At 59.9% G+C, this 16391-nt stretch carries 17 protein-coding genes; 12 read left to right on the forward strand and 5 right to left on the reverse strand.

Features of this window, described 5'->3' with window-relative positions:
* Positions 1-229: 229 nt before the first annotated feature.
* Positions 230-1195, forward strand: coding sequence for a transaldolase (gene tal, locus JJQ51_RS31930; protein ID WP_069615972.1), 966 nt, complete (start codon positions 230-232; stop codon positions 1193-1195).
* A gap of 548 nt (positions 1196-1743) precedes the next feature.
* Here tal and JJQ51_RS31935 read toward each other — a convergent pair.
* The 4 genes from JJQ51_RS31935 to JJQ51_RS31950 all read right to left on the reverse strand — a co-directional run bounded on the left by JJQ51_RS31935 (position 1744) and on the right by JJQ51_RS31950 (position 5172).
* Positions 1744-2901, reverse strand: a complete 1158-nt coding sequence (locus JJQ51_RS31935; RefSeq protein ID WP_269245794.1) for a CaiB/BaiF CoA transferase family protein — start codon at positions 2899-2901, stop codon at positions 1744-1746.
* Positions 2888-3448 carry a MaoC family dehydratase gene (locus JJQ51_RS31940; RefSeq protein ID WP_113354499.1) on the reverse strand — a complete coding sequence of 187 codons (561 nt, stop codon included), beginning with the start codon at positions 3446-3448 and terminating at the stop codon, positions 2888-2890. The genes JJQ51_RS31935 and JJQ51_RS31940 overlap by 14 nt, the downstream gene beginning before the upstream one ends.
* 30 nt (positions 3449-3478) lie before the next feature.
* On the reverse strand, positions 3479-4315 hold the full coding sequence (locus JJQ51_RS31945; protein ID WP_269245795.1) for an amidohydrolase family protein: 837 nt from the start codon (positions 4313-4315) through the stop codon (positions 3479-3481).
* Between the two features lie 65 nt (positions 4316-4380).
* Complete coding sequence (locus JJQ51_RS31950; protein ID WP_095436363.1) at positions 4381-5172, reverse strand: IclR family transcriptional regulator; 792 nt, start codon at positions 5170-5172, stop codon at positions 4381-4383.
* Positions 5173-5352: 180 nt separating this feature from the next.
* On the opposite strand from JJQ51_RS31950, the gene JJQ51_RS31955 reads away from it, so the two are divergent.
* The 11 genes from JJQ51_RS31955 to JJQ51_RS32005 all read left to right on the forward strand — a co-directional run bounded on the left by JJQ51_RS31955 (position 5353) and on the right by JJQ51_RS32005 (position 15808).
* Positions 5353-6669: a sugar ABC transporter substrate-binding protein gene (locus tag JJQ51_RS31955; RefSeq protein WP_069615976.1), complete on the forward strand. Its 1317-nt coding sequence runs from the start codon at positions 5353-5355 to the stop codon at positions 6667-6669.
* A 190-nt stretch (positions 6670-6859) separates the two neighbouring features.
* Complete coding sequence (locus JJQ51_RS31960) at positions 6860-7753, forward strand: carbohydrate ABC transporter permease (protein WP_269245796.1); 894 nt, start codon at positions 6860-6862, stop codon at positions 7751-7753.
* A gap of 2 nt (positions 7754-7755) precedes the next feature.
* A complete protein-coding gene (locus JJQ51_RS31965; RefSeq protein ID WP_113389248.1) occupies positions 7756-8622 on the forward strand; it encodes a carbohydrate ABC transporter permease in 867 nt (288 codons plus the stop codon).
* Positions 8623-8627: 5 nt separating this feature from the next.
* On the forward strand, positions 8628-9725 hold the full coding sequence (locus tag JJQ51_RS31970; protein ID WP_113333827.1) for an ABC transporter ATP-binding protein: 1098 nt from the start codon (positions 8628-8630) through the stop codon (positions 9723-9725).
* 12 nt (positions 9726-9737) lie between these two features.
* Positions 9738-10850, forward strand: coding sequence for a mandelate racemase/muconate lactonizing enzyme family protein (locus tag JJQ51_RS31975; protein WP_269245797.1), 1113 nt, complete (start codon positions 9738-9740; stop codon positions 10848-10850).
* A 13-nt stretch (positions 10851-10863) separates the two neighbouring features.
* Complete coding sequence (locus JJQ51_RS31980) at positions 10864-11193, forward strand: L-rhamnose mutarotase (protein ID WP_113354504.1); 330 nt, start codon at positions 10864-10866, stop codon at positions 11191-11193.
* A gap of 327 nt (positions 11194-11520) precedes the next feature.
* Positions 11521-12594: a Gfo/Idh/MocA family protein gene (locus JJQ51_RS31985; protein ID WP_269245798.1), complete on the forward strand. Its 1074-nt coding sequence runs from the start codon at positions 11521-11523 to the stop codon at positions 12592-12594.
* Between the two features lie 3 nt (positions 12595-12597).
* The gene (locus JJQ51_RS31990) at positions 12598-13059 is read left to right on the forward strand and encodes a MaoC/PaaZ C-terminal domain-containing protein (RefSeq protein ID WP_113354844.1); all 462 of its coding nucleotides are present in this window, start codon (positions 12598-12600) and stop codon (positions 13057-13059) included.
* The gene (locus tag JJQ51_RS31995; protein WP_269245799.1) at positions 13056-14189 is read left to right on the forward strand and encodes an extracellular solute-binding protein; all 1134 of its coding nucleotides are present in this window, start codon (positions 13056-13058) and stop codon (positions 14187-14189) included. Before JJQ51_RS31990 ends, JJQ51_RS31995 begins: the two co-directional genes overlap by 4 nt.
* A 104-nt stretch (positions 14190-14293) precedes the next feature.
* A complete protein-coding gene (locus tag JJQ51_RS32000) occupies positions 14294-15025 on the forward strand; it encodes an SDR family oxidoreductase (protein WP_269245800.1) in 732 nt (243 codons plus the stop codon).
* A gap of 108 nt (positions 15026-15133) precedes the next feature.
* The gene (locus JJQ51_RS32005) at positions 15134-15808 is read left to right on the forward strand and encodes a DUF1345 domain-containing protein (protein ID WP_113330574.1); all 675 of its coding nucleotides are present in this window, start codon (positions 15134-15136) and stop codon (positions 15806-15808) included.
* Between the two features lie 31 nt (positions 15809-15839).
* Here the strand turns inward: JJQ51_RS32005 and JJQ51_RS32010 are convergent, their stop codons facing one another.
* On the reverse strand, positions 15840-16013 hold the full coding sequence (locus tag JJQ51_RS32010; protein ID WP_069615987.1) for a DUF1328 domain-containing protein: 174 nt from the start codon (positions 16011-16013) through the stop codon (positions 15840-15842).
* Between the last annotated feature and the right edge of the window lie 378 nt (positions 16014-16391).

The raw sequence follows: 16391 nt of genomic DNA on the forward strand, positions 1-16391 counted from the left end.
GCCATATAGGGCGCCCGATGCCGGCGGAAAGCTTGTTTTCGGAAGGTTGTCTCCTCATCGCTCGGCCGTTCACCGGAAATGGAACTTTCGCTGTTTTTATCCCGTTACCAAAACATAGGAGAAGGAAGGCCGCACTCCCCTGACGCCTTCGGTCCCGCCCGGCGCAAGACCGGATTTGCCGCCCGATATCTCCCATTCCAATGGGCCTCATTCAACAAGGATACCTGTTATGACTTCCAAGCTTGATCAACTCCGCGCCATGACGACGGTCGTGGCCGATACCGGCGATATCGAGGCAGTCGCTCGCCTGAAGCCGGTGGATTGCACCACCAACCCGACCATCGTGCTGAAGGCGCTCGGCACGCCGATGTTCGCCGATGCGATCAAGGAAGCCGTTGCCTGGGGCAAGAAGCAGGGTGGTGCCTCCGAAGCCGTCGTTGCCGCCGTTGCCGACCGTCTGGCAATCTCCGTCGGCGCAGCGCTCTCCGGTCTCGTTCCCGGCCGTGTCTCGACGGAAGTTGATGCTGATCTCTCCTTCAACACCGAAGCTTCGCTTGCCAAGGCCCGCGCCATCATCGCTGCCTACAAGGAGCGCGGCATCGAGCGCGACCGCATCCTGATCAAGCTCGCCTCCACCTGGGAAGGCATCCGCGCCGCCGAAGTGCTGCAGAAGGAAGGCATCGACTGCAACCTGACGCTGCTCTTCAGCAAGGCCCAGGCGATTGCTTGCGCCGATGCCAAGGCATTCCTGATCTCGCCCTTCGTCGGCCGCATCCTCGATTGGTACAAGAAGTCGACCGGCAAGGACTACACGGCTGAGGAAGATCCGGGCGTCATCTCGGTGCGCGATATCTACCACTATTACAAGGCCAACGACATCAAGACGATCGTCATGGGCGCCTCCTTCCGCAACACCGGCGAAATCGAAGCGCTGGCCGGCTGCGATCGCCTGACGATCAGCCCGAACCTGCTCGACGAACTTTCCAAGGACGAAGGCAAGCTGGAGCGCAAGCTCTCGCCGGAGCCCAAGGGCTCGGTCGAAAAGATCGCCGTCGACGAAAAGACCTTCCGCTGGATGATGAACGAAGACGCAATGGCAACCGAGAAGCTTTCCGAAGGCATCCGCGCCTTCGCCAAGGATCTCGGCACGCTGCGCGCCATGGTCAGCAAGGAACTGCAGCTCGCTGCGGCTTGAAAATGAGATTGGCTCTCTCTTTGGGGAGCTATGATTTGAGAGGGGTGTCGCGGGGATGCGGCGCCCTTTTTATTTGGGTGATAGGTTGAGGCTTTGAGTTTGACGCGCTTACGATACCCGTCTCTGTCCCTTTCGGGACATCTCCCCCACAAGGGGGAGATCGTTAGGGCGCATCGCTAGTTCTACAAAATGAGGCGCGATCGTATCAGCGGATACGAGGCTTATTATCTTTCGATGACGGTGCCGCAGGTTACCAATCTCCCCCCTTGTGGCAGGGCTATCGCATATGGAGGCGGACGAGCACCATAAGCTCCTTCTCCCCGCTGGGGAGAAGGTGGCCCGAAGGGTCGGATGAGGGGGTTATCGATTTGAATTCATGGATTTTTGTGGTCTTGGCGGGCACCCCCTCATCCGCCTGGCGGCACCTTCTCCCCGCTGGGGAGAAGGGGGACAGCGGCGATCTCCGCTCATATGCGATACCCCTGCCCCTTGTGGGGGAGATGTCACGAAGTGACAGAGGGGGGTATCACGGGTGTTGCGTAGAGAACCTAGCAAAGAAACTCCGCCCTGATCTTCTCCGACTGCCCGCCGATCGTCGGCGCCGCCATATCATTCTTGGCTCGAACACCATTCACCCGGATCGGGCTTGCCGTCGTGCGTACCGAGGCGACGTCATCGCGGGTTACCGTCTGCAGCATATCGAGCTTACGGAAAGCCGCGCTTTGCAGCAGTTTCGGCCAGTCAAGCACTTCGGCCGCCCAGATGTCTGCGGGTTCCAGGAGATCGAGCCACTCGCGAACCGTCTTCTCCTGCAGGCGGCTGGCGATCATGGTCTTGATCTCGTCCCGATGCTGGAAGGCATCATCCGGCGTGTAACCGGCAAGAGCGGGCAGATCGAGCAGCGGCGCGAGTTTTTCCAGCGGCATCATCGCCAGTGCCAGCCAGCCATCGGCACAGCGATAGACGCCATACGGCGCCGCGAGATAGGCGTGTGCATTGCGCACGGCGGATTTCTTCGGCAGTCGGCCGCCGTCGTTCAGATGGGTGGTTAGCACTTCGAACTGGAAATCGACCAGCGCCTCCAGCAAGCTCGTCTCCACATGCACGCCGTGGCCGGTGACGCCGCGGCGCACCAGTCCGGCAAGGATGGCCTGAACCAGGAGATTACCGGCCAGCATGTCGGCGACGGCGAGCCCAAAAGGCACCGGCCCGTCATCCGCCTCGCCATTCAGCCACATGACGCCGGAGCGGGCCTGGGCCAGGAGATCCTGCCCGGGGAAATGGCGCCATTCATTGTCGGGGCCATATCCGGTGATGCTGCCATAGACGATGCGGGGATTGATAGCGGCAACGGCGGCATAGTCGAGGCCAAGCCTTTCGATGACGCCGGGGCGGAAATTCTGGATGACCACGTCGGCCTTGGCGATCAGCGCGCGCAGTTCCTGCAGGTCGCCTTCATCCTTCATATTGACGGCAAAGCTCTCCTTGCCGCGGTTGATGGCATGAAACAGCGTGGAGTCGCCGCCGATCTCGGTGTCGCTGAGATAGAGCCGGCGGCAGAGATCACCGCCATCGGGCCGCTCGATCTTGATGATCCTCGCGCCGAGATCGCCGAGCCGTAGCGCCGCCATCGGGCCGGCAAGAAACTGGCTCATATCCAGCACGATGATGCCGGAGAGCAGGCCCTCTTCGTTATCCTTGGTCATGTCGGACTTTCAGCGGCGGCGCGTCCGCGGGCCGGCCGTTCCTGTAGCGCACGGTCTGGATATGCTCGCAATAGAGCACCAATTCGCCTTCGCCCTTGAAGACTTCGTAGGAAGAGCGGATCAGGCCGAGCTCGGCATATTTCGGCTGCTTATCGAGATTTGTGCGGATGGTGTAGATCGTCTCGCCGATGAAGGTAGGCTTGATGAAGCGCAACTTGTCGTATCCATAGGAAAAGGCGTTGACGCAATTGGTGGCGACGAGCCCAAGCCCGGCGGAAAAGACGAAGGCGCCGGCAACGAGCCGCTTGCCGAACAGGCCCTCGGTTTCCGCAAAAATCTGGTCGCTAACGTAAGGATGCATGTCGAGCACCAGCGCGTTGAACTGCTGGGATTCGCCTTCTGAGATCGTGCGACGCAGCGAGCGGATCCTGTGGCCGATTTCGAAATCTTCGTAGAACCAGTTTTCCGCATTCCAGACAGGAATCTCGGCGTGATCGGCCGGCATGGTCTTCGGACAGGTGCTGGATATGCCGACGGTGGCGGTCATGGCATGTCTTTCGATGGAAAACCTCTGATCTCAAAGAGACCAGAGGCGCTTGGCATTGAGGTGATAGAGCCGGCTGCGTTCGTCGGTGCTTACGCCTTGCATCAGCGCGTGAGTGGCTGCGATCCAGGTGGAAAGACTGCCGCCGAGCGTACAGACTGGCCAGTCGCTGCCCCAGATGACGCGGTCCCAGCCGAAGCTTGCGATGCAATGTTCGATGAAGGGACGCAGCGTTTCCGGCGTCCAGCTGTCTGGATCGGCATAGGCGACGACGCCGGAAATCTTAACGGTGACATTCGGGCGCTTCGCCGTTTCCGTGATCCCCGCCGCCCAGCTTTCGCTGAAGCCATCCTTCACCGCCGGTACGCCGCAATGGTCGAGGATGAAGCGGATATTGGGATTGAGGTCGATGAGCGCGAGCGCCTTGGACATCTGATGCGCTAGGACACAGAGGTCGAAGGTGAGCCGCGTGCCGCCGAGCCGCTTCAGGTTCTCGCGGAAGAGGGCGCCCTCGGAGACGTCATCTGGCACGACATGCAGTACACGGCGGAAACCTTTGACGAAGGGATCGGCAAGTACGCGTTCGAGATAGGCGGGGAAGTTCGTGCTCTCAGGACGGCAGGCGGCGATGGCACCCCTGAGGAGGCTACCGGGCTCACGGCTCAGGCCTTTGACGTAATCTGTTTCCCGCTCGATATCATCCTCGGCGACGTCGACCTCCATGTGAAGCGTATCGGCGATCCCAAGCCGCTTGGCCTCGCGCGCATAGTCTTCGTAGAGGCTGTCGCGATTGAGCGCGCCGGCGCCGGCCAGCCAGGGATAGGCGAGACGTTTCCGGTCGACGATGTGCAGATGGCTGTCGAAAAGCATGGCGTTCCTCCCATACCTGCTTGCTCAACATATACTCACAGAAGAATAGTTTATTCAAATAAAAATTATAACTCGGCCTTGTCCACCGTGCCGGCCACGGTTTCGGAGATTTGCTTGGCGGCTTCCCGGACATATTCGACCACCTGCTCGCGCGTAGGTGCCTTCGGGTTCACTGGCTCAATATAGGGGCAGGTGAGGGCGGCAAGGGCGTTGCCGTCCATCGCCAGCACGGGCGCGGAAATATTGTGTACGCCGCTCGTCTGCAGGCTGCTCATGGTTTCGAAGCCCTTTTCACGAATTGCTGCGAGCTTTTCCTCGAGATCGGCAGGCGGCTCCTCCGGATCCTGTTCCTGGCGTCTCTGCTCGTTGATCATCATCTGGCGCTGCTTTGCATCCCGGAATGCCAGAAGAATATGGCCGGAGCCGGTATTATAGAGATTGATCTGCGCGCCGACGCGGATGGAGATGCCCCAATAGGTCGGCGAATCCTGCTGCGCGATGACGACGACGGAGCCGCGATCATAGATCGCCAGATGGCAGGCCTGCTCGGCACGGTTGGAGAATTCGCGCATCAGCGGTGTGGCGAAGGAGACGAGGCGGCGCACCGGCGCATGATAATGCGCAAGGCCGAAGAGCTTCAGCGTCAGATAGAAACGATCGCCATCCTGCCGCTGCACATAGCCGCGCCGTACGAGACGATCGAGCATGCGGTAGAATTCGTTGGGGCTCTTGTTGAGCGCCTTGGCAATCTCGGCCTGCGTCAAGCCGCCGTCGATCGTTGCCAGCAGCTCCAAAATGTCAAGCCCCTTGTCCAGCGCCGGTGCGCGGTAGCGATCACTGTCGTCTTCTATGCTCATCAACAAGTCCCCCATGCGAAGAAACATGAATCATCATTCATATATGAATGAAGGCATTTTACAAGCGCGCGATCGCGGCTTGACGGCCAATGAATAAGATGTTTACTTATAAATCATTGATCCATATTTGGGTCGAGAGGGCAATCGGGCAAGGGGTCCGATCTTAAGGGAGGAAGTTCGATGAGGAATTGGAAGGCCGGTCTTGCTGCCGGCACGATGGCATTGCTTGCCGGCACAGCGGTCTTCGCCGCCGATCTGCCAGGCAAATTTCCGGGCGTGACGATCGACGCCAAACTCATCGGCGGTCAGCAATACGAACCGCTTTACGCGCGCATCGCCGAGTGGGAGAAGGAGACGGGCGCCAAGGTCAACATTCTCTCGAAGAAGAACCACTTCGAACTCGACAAGGAAATCAAATCGGACATGGCCTCGGGCAGCATCTCCTGGTGCGTCGGCTCGAACCACTCGTCCTTCGCGCCGCAGTATCCCGACCTCTACACCGACCTCGGCAAGCTGCTGCCGAAGGAAGAAATCAGCCAGTTCGTCGATTCGACCATCCAGGCCTCGACCATCGACGGCCGCCTGATCATGCTGCCGCGTGCGCAGTTTGACGTTTCGGCGCTCTACTATCAGAAGAGCCTCTATAGTGACGAGGCCAAGAAGACGGCGTTCAAGGCGAAGTATGGCTACGATCTGGCGCCCCCGAAGACCTGGAAGGAAGTCTCCGATCAGGCGATCTTCTTCTCCAACCCGCCGAACTTCTTCGGCACGCAATTCCCCGGCAAGGAAGAGGCGATCAATGGCCGCTTCTATGAAATGCTGGTCGCCGAAGGCGGCGAATATCTCGACAAGGACGGCAAGCCTGCCTTCAACTCCGAAGCCGGGGTGCGCGCGCTCGACTGGTTCGTCAACATGTACAAGGCCAAGGCCGTTCCGGCCGGCACGACCAACTATCTCTGGGACGACCTCGGTGCCGGCTTTGCCTCTGGTTCGATCGCTCTCGATCTCGACTGGCCGGGCTGGGCGACCTATTTCAATGATCCGAAGTCTTCTAAGATCGCCGGCAATGTCGGTGTCGTCGTGCAGCCTGCCGGTTCCTCCGGCAAGCACACCGGCTGGTCCGGCCATCATGGCTTTTCGGTAACCGAAGCCTGCGCCCACAAGGATGCAGCCGCTTCGCTCGTCTGGTTCCTGACGAATGACGACTCGCAGAAGCTCGAAGCCGCCAACGGCACGCTGCCGACCCGCAAGGCCGTATGGGACTGGGATATCCAGCAGGCTGCATCCGACCCTTACAAGAAGGAAGTGCTGAGCACCTTTCAGGAAGCCATGAAGTATGCCTTCCCGGTTCCGCGCACGCCGCAATGGATCGAGATTTCCAACGTCGTCTATCCTGAGCTTCAGGCCGCGATCCTCGGCGACAAGAGCTCGAAGGAGGCGCTTGACGCTGCTGCGCAAAAGGCAACCGATGTCCTGAAGGACGCTGGCGCCCTCTAAGCGGTGCACTCGAAATCCCGCGCGTCTCGGGCGTGCGGGATTTCCGCAAAACTGAGTTCGAGAATGGTTTTCGATCGGCACCGCAAGGGGCCGGTCTGCTCTGCCGGTTTGCTGCCGGCTTCTCGGTCCCAAGCAATCCATTCCACGCAGTCCGGGCCACGCTGCCGAGGAATGCCGACAGGTGCAAACCATGCTCAAAAGAATATCTCCACCGGTCCTGCTTCTTCTTCCGGCGATCATCGTCCTCGTGGCTGTGGTTCTGTTTCCGCTGCTTCTGTCCTTCTATTCCAGCTTCACGCCCTTTCGCCTGACGCGGCCGGCGACGCTTTTCACCTTCATCGGTCTGCGCAACTACATGCGCATCCTGTCGGATCCGGTGTTCCTGGCCGCCTTCGTGCGCACCGTCGTGCTTTTGACGATTGCCCTTAATCTGGAAATGCTGCTTGGTCTCGGATTGGCTTTGCTGGTCAACAAGGCGACCTACGGCAAGCGCGTGCTGCGCACGCTGATGATGTTTCCGATGATGTTCTCGCCCGTTCTCGTCGGCTTCCAGTTCAAATTCATGTTCAACGACAATGTCGGCATCATCAACAATGTCCTGCAGTCGCTAGGGATCACGGAAACGGCCATTCCCTGGCTGATCGATGGCAATCTGGCGCTGTTTTCCATCGTCATTGCCGAAGTCTGGTCGTCGACGTCGGTCTTCGCGATCCTTATCCTCGCAGGCCTGCTCGCCATGCCGCAGGAGCCGGTAGAAGCCGCAAAAGTGGACGGCTGTACCAGCTGGCAGACCTTCCGCTACGTCACCTGGCCATTCCTGATGCCGTTCGCCTTCATCGCCATGACGATCCGTTCGCTCGACGTTGCCCGCGCCTACGACATCGTCAAGATTATGACCGATGGCGGGCCGGCGCGGCGCACCGAGCTGATCTGGACGCTGGTCGGGCGCACCGCCTATGCCGATGCGCAGATGGGGCTCGCCAATGCCATGGCCTATGTCTCGATCATTCTTTCTATCGTCTTCACCGTCTATTTCTTCCGCAAGCTGGCGCTTGCCCGCACCCAGATCGGAGCGGAGTGGTAATCATGGATCGCAACGCTCAACAACGCCTGCAGCGCCGCCTCTGGAAGATCGCCTATCTCATCGGCCTCTTCCTCTCGATGCTTATCATCTGCCTGCCCGGTTTCTGGATCGTCATTAGCTCGCTACGGCCGACCGTGGAAATCATGGCGAAGCCGCCGGTCTGGATACCGCAGGAGCTGTCGCTGGAAGCCTATCGCGCCATGTTCAGCGGCGTCGGGCAGGGCGGCATTCCCGTCTGGGATTATTTCCGCAATTCGCTCATCATCTCCGTCACCTCGACCGCCATTGCGCTCGTCATCGGCATGTCCGGCGGCTATGCCTTCGCTCGCTTTCGTTTCGCAGGCAAGTCGGCCGTGTTCCTCGGGCTGATGCTGACGCGCTCCGTGCCCGGCGTGGCGCTATCGCTGCCGCTCTTCATGGTCTATGCGCGGCTCGGCATCATCGATACGCATTTCGGCCTGATCCTCACCTATGTCGCGCTGAATGTGCCGTTCACGATCTGGCTGATCGACGGCTTTTTCCGGCAGGTGCCGAAGGATCTCGCCGAGGCAGCGCAGATCGACGGCTGCACGCGCTGGCAGGCGTTCTGGCAGGTGGAATTTCCACTCGCCGGCCCCGGCATCGCATCGGCTGGCATCTTCGCCTTCCTCACCTGCTGGAATGAATATGCTCTCGCCTCGCAGCTGACGCGTTCCGTCGATTCCAAGACGCTGCCGGTCGGTCTCCTCGACTACACGGCCGAGTTCACCATCGACTGGCGCGGCATGTGCGCATTGGCGGTCGTGATGATCATTCCGGCTCTCGCTCTCACTTTCATCATTCAGAAGCATCTGGTGTCGGGTCTGACATTCGGTGCGGTCAAAGGTTGATCTCCATGGCTCAGGTTTCCCTCAAAAAACTCGTCAAGCGCTACGGCGCGCTGGAAATCGTCCACGGGATCGATCTCGACATCGCGGACAAGGAGTTCATCGCGCTTGTCGGCCCGTCCGGCTGCGGCAAGTCGACGACGCTGCGCATGATCGCCGGCTTGGAGGATGTGTCCGACGGCACGATCGAGATCGGCGATACGGTCGTCAACGACCTGCCGCCGCGCGATCGCAACATCTCCATGGTGTTCCAGTCCTATGCGCTCTATCCACATATGACCGTGCGCGAGAACATGGGTTTCTCGCTGAAGATCGCTAAGCAGCCGCAGGCCGAGATCGACCGGCGCGTCAACGAGGCCGCTGCTATTTTGAGCCTCGAAGCGCTGATGGATCGCCGCCCGGCGCAGCTTTCCGGTGGCCAGCGTCAGCGCGTCGCCATGGGCCGCGCCATCGTGCGCCAGCCGGAGGTCTTCCTCTTCGACGAGCCGCTATCGAACCTCGATGCCAAGCTGCGCACGCAGATGCGCACCGAGATCAAGAAACTGCATGCCAAGGTGCAGTCGACGGTGGTCTACGTGACGCACGATCAGGTCGAGGCCATGACGCTGGCGGACCGCATCGTCATCATGCGCGACGGCCACATCGAACAAGTCGGCACGCCGGACGAGGTGTTCAAGCGGCCCGCCACCCGCTTCGTTGCCGGCTTCATCGGCTCACCACCGATGAATATCGAAGAGGCGACACTGAAGGCAGGCGAACTCATCTTCAAGAACGGTGATCGTCTGCCGCTGCCGAACCAGTTTGCCGGCAAGGTCAGGGAAGGAGAAAAGGTCGCCTTCGGTCTTAGGCCTGACGATATCTTCCCGACTGGCCACGGCCTGCATTCGGGCGCGGAATCTGCCGTCTACGAGCTGACCCTGCCGGTCGCCATCACCGAACCGCTCGGCAATGAAACACTCGTCTTTGTCGAATTCGCCGGGCGCGAATGGGTGACGCGCATGCTCAATCCGCGCGCGCTGAAGAGTGGCGAGCGGCTGAAGATGAGCTTCGATCTCAGCCAAGCGCATCTCTTCTCCGCCGAAACCGGCAAGAGCCTGGCAAACTGAGGAATAGCTCCCATGGCACGTATCGAGAAAATTGAACTGCGCATGGTCGATCTGCCGCCGAAGGTGAAGCGGACGGATGCGATCCAGAGCTTCGTCAGCCAGGAAACGCCGATCGTCACCATCACCGACAGCGATGGGGCAGCCGGCACCGGTTACAGCTATACGATCGGCACCGGCGGCTCGTCCGTCATGCGGCTGCTGTCCGACCATCTGGTGCCGCTCTTGATCGGCGAGGATGCCGATTGCATCGAGGCGATCTGGCACAGATTGGAATTCGCCACGCATGCTACGACGATCGGTCCCATCACGGCGCTGGCGCTTGCGGCCATCGACACGGCACTTTGGGATCTGCGAGCCAAGAAGCAGAAGCTGCCACTCTGGAAGCTTGCTGGTGGCGCCAAGGATCGGTGCCCGCTCTACACGACGGAAGGTGGCTGGCTGCATATCGAGAAGGAAGCTTTGGTCGAAGACGCCCTGCAGGCGAAGGCCAAGGGCTTTTCCGGCTCCAAGGTGAAGATCGGCAAGCCGCATGGCTCCGAGGATTACGACCGGCTGGCCGCGATGCGTCTGGCACTCGGCTCCGGTTTCGAAATCATGACCGACTGCAATCAGGGCTTCACCGTCGATGAGGCGATCCGCCGGGCAGCACGCCTCAAGGAGCTGGACCTTGCCTGGATCGAGGAGCCGCTGCCGGCCGACGATCTCGATGGCCATATCCGGTTGATCCGATCGACGCCGACGCCGATCGCGGTCGGCGAATCCATGTATTCAATTCGGCATTTTCGCGAATATATGCAGAAGGGCGCCTGCTCGATCGTGCAGGTGGATGTCGCCCGCATCGGCGGCATCACGCCCTGGCTGAAGGTGGCGCATGCCGCCGAAGCTTTCGACATTCCCGTCTGCCCGCATTTCCTGATGGAGCTGCATGTCAGCCTCACCTGCGCCGTGCCGAATGGCAAATATGTCGAATACATCCCGCAGCTCGACGATCTCACCACCAAGGGCATGGAAATCGTCGATGGCAAGGCGGTGGCCCCATCAGAGCCCGGCATCGGTATTGCCTGGGACTGGGATGCCGTAAAGGCGCGCTCGATCGGCGAATTCACCCGGGAAATTCACGGCTGAGGAGGAGCTAACCATGCAGCGGATGGGAATGGTGATCGGCCTGGAGCCGGCCAAGGTCGCGGAATACAAGACACTCCATGCGGCCGTCTGGCCCGAGATCCTGGCGCTGATCTCCGAATGCAACATCACCAACTATTCGATCTTCCTGAAAGAGCCGGAAAACCTGCTCTTCGGCTATTGGGAATATGTCGGCACGGATTTCGAGGCCGATATGGCGAAGATGGCTGCCAGCCCGAAGAACCAAGAGTGGTGGTCCTTCTGCATACCCTGCCAGAAGCCCTTCGAGACCCGCAAAGAGGGCGAGTGGTGGGCCATGATGGAGGAGGTGTTTCATCATGACTGACGTCCAATCAAGGCCCCTCATTCCGCCAGGGGGGAGACTGCGGAGCGGATACCCCCCTCTGTCAGCTTCGCTGACATCTCCCCCACAAGGGGGGAGATTGGTAAATCGCGGCTATCTCTGGCAATCAACAGACATTGAATCTGCTGACACGACAGCTATTCGTTTCCCGAGGTGCTGCGAAACGCTTCAAGCGATCTCCCCCCTTGTGGGGGAGATGTCACGAAGTGACAGAGGGGGGTGTGTAGCTTCCACAACTTCCGAAGCCAATGTTCCTGGCTCCTTTTTCCGGGCAAAAGGTCAACCGGTCTTGGTTTCAGGGAGGATGAGATGAGCTTCGATCCCAAATCCCTGCGCCAATGGTGGCCGATGCCGTCGCATCCTCGCTCCATCGTGATTTTCGGTGCCGGCAGCATCGTCGGTGACGCGCATCTGCCTGCCTATAAACAAGGCGGCTTTCCGGTCGCGGGCCTCTACGATCCAAACACCGAGAAGGCGGTGGCGCTCGCTGCTCGATGGGGTATTCGAGTTTTCGCCTCCGAGGCAGAAGCCCTTGCCGTCGATGGCGCGATCTTCGATCTGGCGACCCCGCCGGCAGCGCATGCGGCGATCCTTTCGAAGTTGCCGCGCGGTTCCTTCGCGCTGATCCAGAAACCGATGGGCAGCGATCTTGCCGGCGCCTCCGAAATTCTGCGGGTCTGCCGCGAGAGGGATATCAAGGCGGCCGTCAACTTCCAACTTCGCTTCGCGCCGATGATGCTGGCGCTCTACGATGCCGTGAACAAAGGGTATCTCGGCGAGGTCGTCGATTTCGATGCGTGGCTGGCGCTTGCAACACCCTGGGGCCTCTGGCCGTTCCTGAAAGACTTGCCACGGATCGAGATCGCCATGCACTCGATCCACTATTTCGATTTCATTCGCGGGCTGCTCGGTAATCCTCGAGGGATCCACGCCAAGACCATCGGCCATCCCAACCATGATGTCGCCCAGACGCGGACGGCTGCGATTCTCGATTATGGCGACAAGGTTCGCTGCATGCTCTCGGTCAATCACGACCATGATTTCGGCCGCAAGTTCCAGGCTTGTGAGTTTCGCATCGCCGGCACCAAGGGGGCGGCCTATGTCAAGCTCGGTGTCAATCTCGACTATCCCAGCGGGGAGCCGGACGAACTTTGGATCCGACCTGAGGGCGGCAGCGATTGGGTCGAGGTCAAGCTGGAGGGCGCCTGGTTCCCGGATGCCTTTGTCAATCGCATGGCAAACCTGCAGCGTTTTGCATCCGGCGAGGATCAGGAGCTGATCGGTTCCGTCGAGGATGCCTGGCAGACCATGGCTCTCGTCGAGGCCGCTTATCAATCGAGCGCCGCGCCGGCGACGCCGATTGCCGAACTTCCAAAGGCTTGAGCAATGGCAGAACAAACCCTCTATTTCGAAGATTATGAAGTCGGCCACGTCAGGGTGACCACGGGACGGACGATCACCGAGACGGATTTTGTTGTCCATGCTGGCCATACCGGCGATTTCTTCCCGCATCACATGGATGCGGAATTCGCCAAGACCTTGCCTGGCGGCCAGCGCATCGCGCATGGCACGATGATCTTTGCGATCGGCGTCGGACTGACGGCCTCGCTCATCAATCCCGTTGCCTTTTCCTATGGCTACGATCGGCTCCGCTTCGTCCGCCCGGTGCATATCGGCGATACGATCCGCACCCGCGTCACCATTTCAGCGAAGGAGGATGATCCGAAACGGCCGGCTTCCGGTCGTGTGGTCGAGCGTTGCGAAGTGCTGAACCAGCGCGACGAAGTCGTGCTTGCCGCCGATCATATCCTGGTCGTCGAGCGCAAGCCGAGCGCGGGGAAGGCATGATGGTAAAACTTAAGGGAATGACCTGGTCGCATCCGCGCGGCTACGATCCGATGATCGCCTGCTCGAAGGTGTGGCGGGAAAAGACCGGTGTCGAGATCAGCTGGGAAAAGCGCTCGCTGCAGGATTTCGAGACTTTTCCGGTGGAGGAGCTTGCCGCGCAATACGATCTCATCGTCATCGATCATCCGCATGTCGGGCAGATCACCCGCGAGAACTGCCTGCTGCCGCTCGATGATGCAGGCTGTGCGGAGGAAATTGCCGCGATCGCCGCCGGCACCGTTGGGCGCTCCTATCCGAGCTACAACTGGCAGGGCCGGCAATGGGCCTTTCCGCTCGATGCGGCAACACAGGTGCAGGCCTATCGGCCCGACCGGCTGAGCGCGCCGGTCAAGAATCTCGCCGAATTCGTGACGCTCGCCAAGGAAGGCAAAGCAATCCTGCCGATGCGGCCGCCGCATTCGCTGATGACTTTCATCACGCTGGCTGCCCACCTCGGCACGCCCTGCAACATCGAAGGGCCGGATTTCATTGCCAAGGCCGATGGCGAAGCGGTGCTCGACTGGATCGCGCAGCTCGTTTCGGGCATGGATTCCAGCTGCTACGAAATGGATCCGATCGCGGTGCTCGACCTGATGGGCCAGCCTGACGGCCCCTATGTGGCGTCGCCGTTCATCTATGGCTACGTGAACTATTCCTTTGCCGGATTCAGGCGGGCGCGGATCGCTTTTGCAGATATGCCCGTGATCGATGAACGCGCGCCGAATGGCTCGGCACTCGGCGGCACTGGCATTGCGGTGTCGGCACGCACGCAAGCGCCTGAAGAGGCGAAGGCCTTTGCGCGCTGGATTGCGAGCGGGCCGGTGCAGGCGGGTGTTTATGCGAGTGGCAATGGTCAACCCGGCCATGCCGACGGCTGGATCAGCGATGCGGTCAATGCGCCGGCGCTCGATTTTTACCGCAACACGCGTGCGACGCTGGAAGGCGCCTATGTGCGGCCGCGGCATGATGGCTACATGGCATTTCAAAGCGATGCATCCGAGATGATTAGCAATGGACTGCGAAGCGGCGAGCGGCATACAGTCCTCATCGACAAGCTGAATCATCGCTTCGCGCAGTCTTTCGAAGCGTAGTGAGGTTGCGCCAACTGATTGTTACTGCATGATCTTATCCGAGTTTCGGCTATGCAGCCGGCGGCATGGGTGGGGTCATGGTTCCCGAAGAAAGGATCAGGATTATGGGTCACGGGTTGGAAGGCAAGAAGGTCGTCATCACGGCGGCGGGGCAGGGCATCGGCCGGGCGTCGGCAGAGCGCTTCATCTCGCTTGGCGCACATGTCTACGCCATTGATATCAACGAGCAGACGCTCTCGACGCTTGATGGCGCGACCAAACATGTGTTGAACGTGCTCGATAGTGCCGCCGTCAAGGCCTACGCGGAAGAGCTTGGCCCGATCGACGTGCTCTTCAATTGCGCCGGTTTCGTCCATGCCGGCACGATCCTGGACTGCGAGGAAAAGGATTGGGATTTCTCCTTCAACCTCAATGCCAAGGCGATGTACACCACCTGCCGGGCCTTCCTGCCGGGCATGCTGGAAAAGGGCAAGGGGTCGATCGTCAACATGTCCTCCGTTGCTTCCAGTGTGAAGGGCGTGCCGAACCGTTTCGCCTATTGCGCCTCCAAGGCTGCCGTGATCGGCCTGACCAAATCGATCGCCGCCGATTTCGTCGCCAAGGGCATCCGCGCCAATGCGATTTGCCCTGGCACGGTCGATAGCCCCTCGCTGCATGAGCGGCTGAAGGCAACCGGTGACTACGAGAAGGCAATGAAGGACTTTATCGCCCGACAGCCGATGGGCCGGATCGCAACTGCCGAAGAGATCGCCGCGCTGGTGACCTATCTCGCCGGCGACGAGGCGGGCTTCACGACCGGCCAGATCCACGTCATCGACGGCGGCTGGACGGGCTGAGGCTGCATTTTGAAGGTAGAAGGCCCCGTATTGCGGGGCTTCCTTTTATTTGCCACTCTCGTCGGCGAAGCGTTGTTTTGAAAGACGATTTGCGATCGGGAGAGCGGCATGGATGCGCAGGGACATTTGCATCATTCCAGATGGCGTGTGCTGTGGCGCAAGCATCATGTCATCCTGATTGCGGTTCTTGCCGGCATCGCCGTCTTTCTGCTTCTGACATCCCGCGAGTTCAATGCCAGCAATCTGCTGATCGCTTGGGATACGACCGCAATCGTCTATATCGTTTACAGCCTGTACAGGATGCTGACGGCCGACCCGCAGCGCATACGCAAGCGCTCGGCCGACCTCGATTTCTCGGATGGATTCCTGCTGTTCCTGTCGATTGCGGCAGCGCTCGCCAGCATCGGCGGCATTGCGCTGGATCTGCTTGGCGTCAAGGACGCCTCACCCGAAATCGCCTTCTACCGCGTGATGATGGCGATCGTGACGATCCTGATATCCTGGACCTTCCTGCATACGCTGTTCACCATCCACTATGCGCACCGGTTCTACAGCAGTCCGGGCAAGGGGCAGGGGCTGAAATTCGCCGAGCCTTTGGAGGAGCCGATCTATTGGGACTTCCTCTATTTCTCCTTCACGATCGGGGTTGCGGCTCAGACCGCCGATATCGGCATTTCCACCGTTTCAATGCGTAAGCTCGCGCTTCTGCACGCGATCCTCTCGTTTCTATTCAATACGACGATCCTGGCGCTCGCCATAAATGTCGGGGCGAGCCTGATCTAGGCCCGCCCCGATGCGCCGATGATCCCTGCCGTCAAACGACGGCATTGCCGGCCATGACGGCCAGGATCAGGAATATCAGGAAGATGATCAGGAAGATGGCGAAGAGAACACGCGCAATGGTTGCGGTTGCCGCGGACACGCCTGAAAAGCCGAAAAAGCCGCTGATCAAAGAAATCACAAAGAAAATGAGAGCCCATTTCAGCATTTAGCAATCTCCTCTGCGTTGTACTTCTTAAAGACGCGGGAGGAGGGTGAATTGTTCCAAAGGCGTTTTGGGGTAATGAGCATTGTTGCCTTCGACGGATGCTGTCGAGTCTGCTGAGGATGCATACCCCCTCTGTCACTTTCGTGACATCTCCCCCACAAGGGCAGGGCTATCGCATATGGAGGCGGACGAGCGCCATAAGCTCCTTCTCCCCTTGGGGAGAAGGTGGCCCGAAGGGTCGGATGAGGGGGTTATCGATTTGAATTCATGGATTTTTGTGGTCTTGGCGGGCACCCCCTCATCCGCCTGGCGGCACCTTCTCCCCGCTGGGGAGAAGGGGACAGCGGCGATCTCCGCTCATATGCGATACCCCTGCCC

The organism is Rhizobium sp. AG207R (genome assembly GCF_027109195.1).
GTDB lineage: Bacteria > Pseudomonadota > Alphaproteobacteria > Rhizobiales > Rhizobiaceae > Rhizobium > Rhizobium dioscoreae.

What these genes read in the sequence shown, in the direction of transcription:
- tal (WP_069615972.1), top strand. Translation starts at nt 230, where the DNA reads ATGACTTCCAAGCTTGATCAACTCCGCGCCATGACGACGGTCGTGGCC.
- JJQ51_RS31935 (WP_269245794.1), bottom strand. Translation starts at nt 2,901, where the DNA reads ATGACCAAGGATAACGAAGAGGGCCTGCTCTCCGGCATCATCGTGCTG.
- JJQ51_RS31940 (WP_113354499.1), bottom strand. Translation starts at nt 3,448, where the DNA reads ATGACCGCCACCGTCGGCATATCCAGCACCTGTCCGAAGACCATGCCG.
- JJQ51_RS31945 (WP_269245795.1), bottom strand. Translation starts at nt 4,315, where the DNA reads ATGCTTTTCGACAGCCATCTGCACATCGTCGACCGGAAACGTCTCGCC.
- JJQ51_RS31950 (WP_095436363.1), bottom strand. Translation starts at nt 5,172, where the DNA reads ATGAGCATAGAAGACGACAGTGATCGCTACCGCGCACCGGCGCTGGAC.
- JJQ51_RS31955 (WP_069615976.1), top strand. Translation starts at nt 5,353, where the DNA reads ATGAGGAATTGGAAGGCCGGTCTTGCTGCCGGCACGATGGCATTGCTT.
- JJQ51_RS31960 (WP_269245796.1), top strand. Translation starts at nt 6,860, where the DNA reads ATGCTCAAAAGAATATCTCCACCGGTCCTGCTTCTTCTTCCGGCGATC.
- JJQ51_RS31965 (WP_113389248.1), top strand. Translation starts at nt 7,756, where the DNA reads ATGGATCGCAACGCTCAACAACGCCTGCAGCGCCGCCTCTGGAAGATC.
- JJQ51_RS31970 (WP_113333827.1), top strand. Translation starts at nt 8,628, where the DNA reads ATGGCTCAGGTTTCCCTCAAAAAACTCGTCAAGCGCTACGGCGCGCTG.
- JJQ51_RS31975 (WP_269245797.1), top strand. Translation starts at nt 9,738, where the DNA reads ATGGCACGTATCGAGAAAATTGAACTGCGCATGGTCGATCTGCCGCCG.
- JJQ51_RS31980 (WP_113354504.1), top strand. Translation starts at nt 10,864, where the DNA reads ATGCAGCGGATGGGAATGGTGATCGGCCTGGAGCCGGCCAAGGTCGCG.
- JJQ51_RS31985 (WP_269245798.1), top strand. Translation starts at nt 11,521, where the DNA reads ATGAGCTTCGATCCCAAATCCCTGCGCCAATGGTGGCCGATGCCGTCG.
- JJQ51_RS31990 (WP_113354844.1), top strand. Translation starts at nt 12,598, where the DNA reads ATGGCAGAACAAACCCTCTATTTCGAAGATTATGAAGTCGGCCACGTC.
- JJQ51_RS31995 (WP_269245799.1), top strand. Translation starts at nt 13,056, where the DNA reads ATGATGGTAAAACTTAAGGGAATGACCTGGTCGCATCCGCGCGGCTAC.
- JJQ51_RS32000 (WP_269245800.1), top strand. Translation starts at nt 14,294, where the DNA reads ATGGGTCACGGGTTGGAAGGCAAGAAGGTCGTCATCACGGCGGCGGGG.
- JJQ51_RS32005 (WP_113330574.1), top strand. Translation starts at nt 15,134, where the DNA reads ATGGATGCGCAGGGACATTTGCATCATTCCAGATGGCGTGTGCTGTGG.
- JJQ51_RS32010 (WP_069615987.1), bottom strand. Translation starts at nt 16,013, where the DNA reads ATGCTGAAATGGGCTCTCATTTTCTTTGTGATTTCTTTGATCAGCGGC.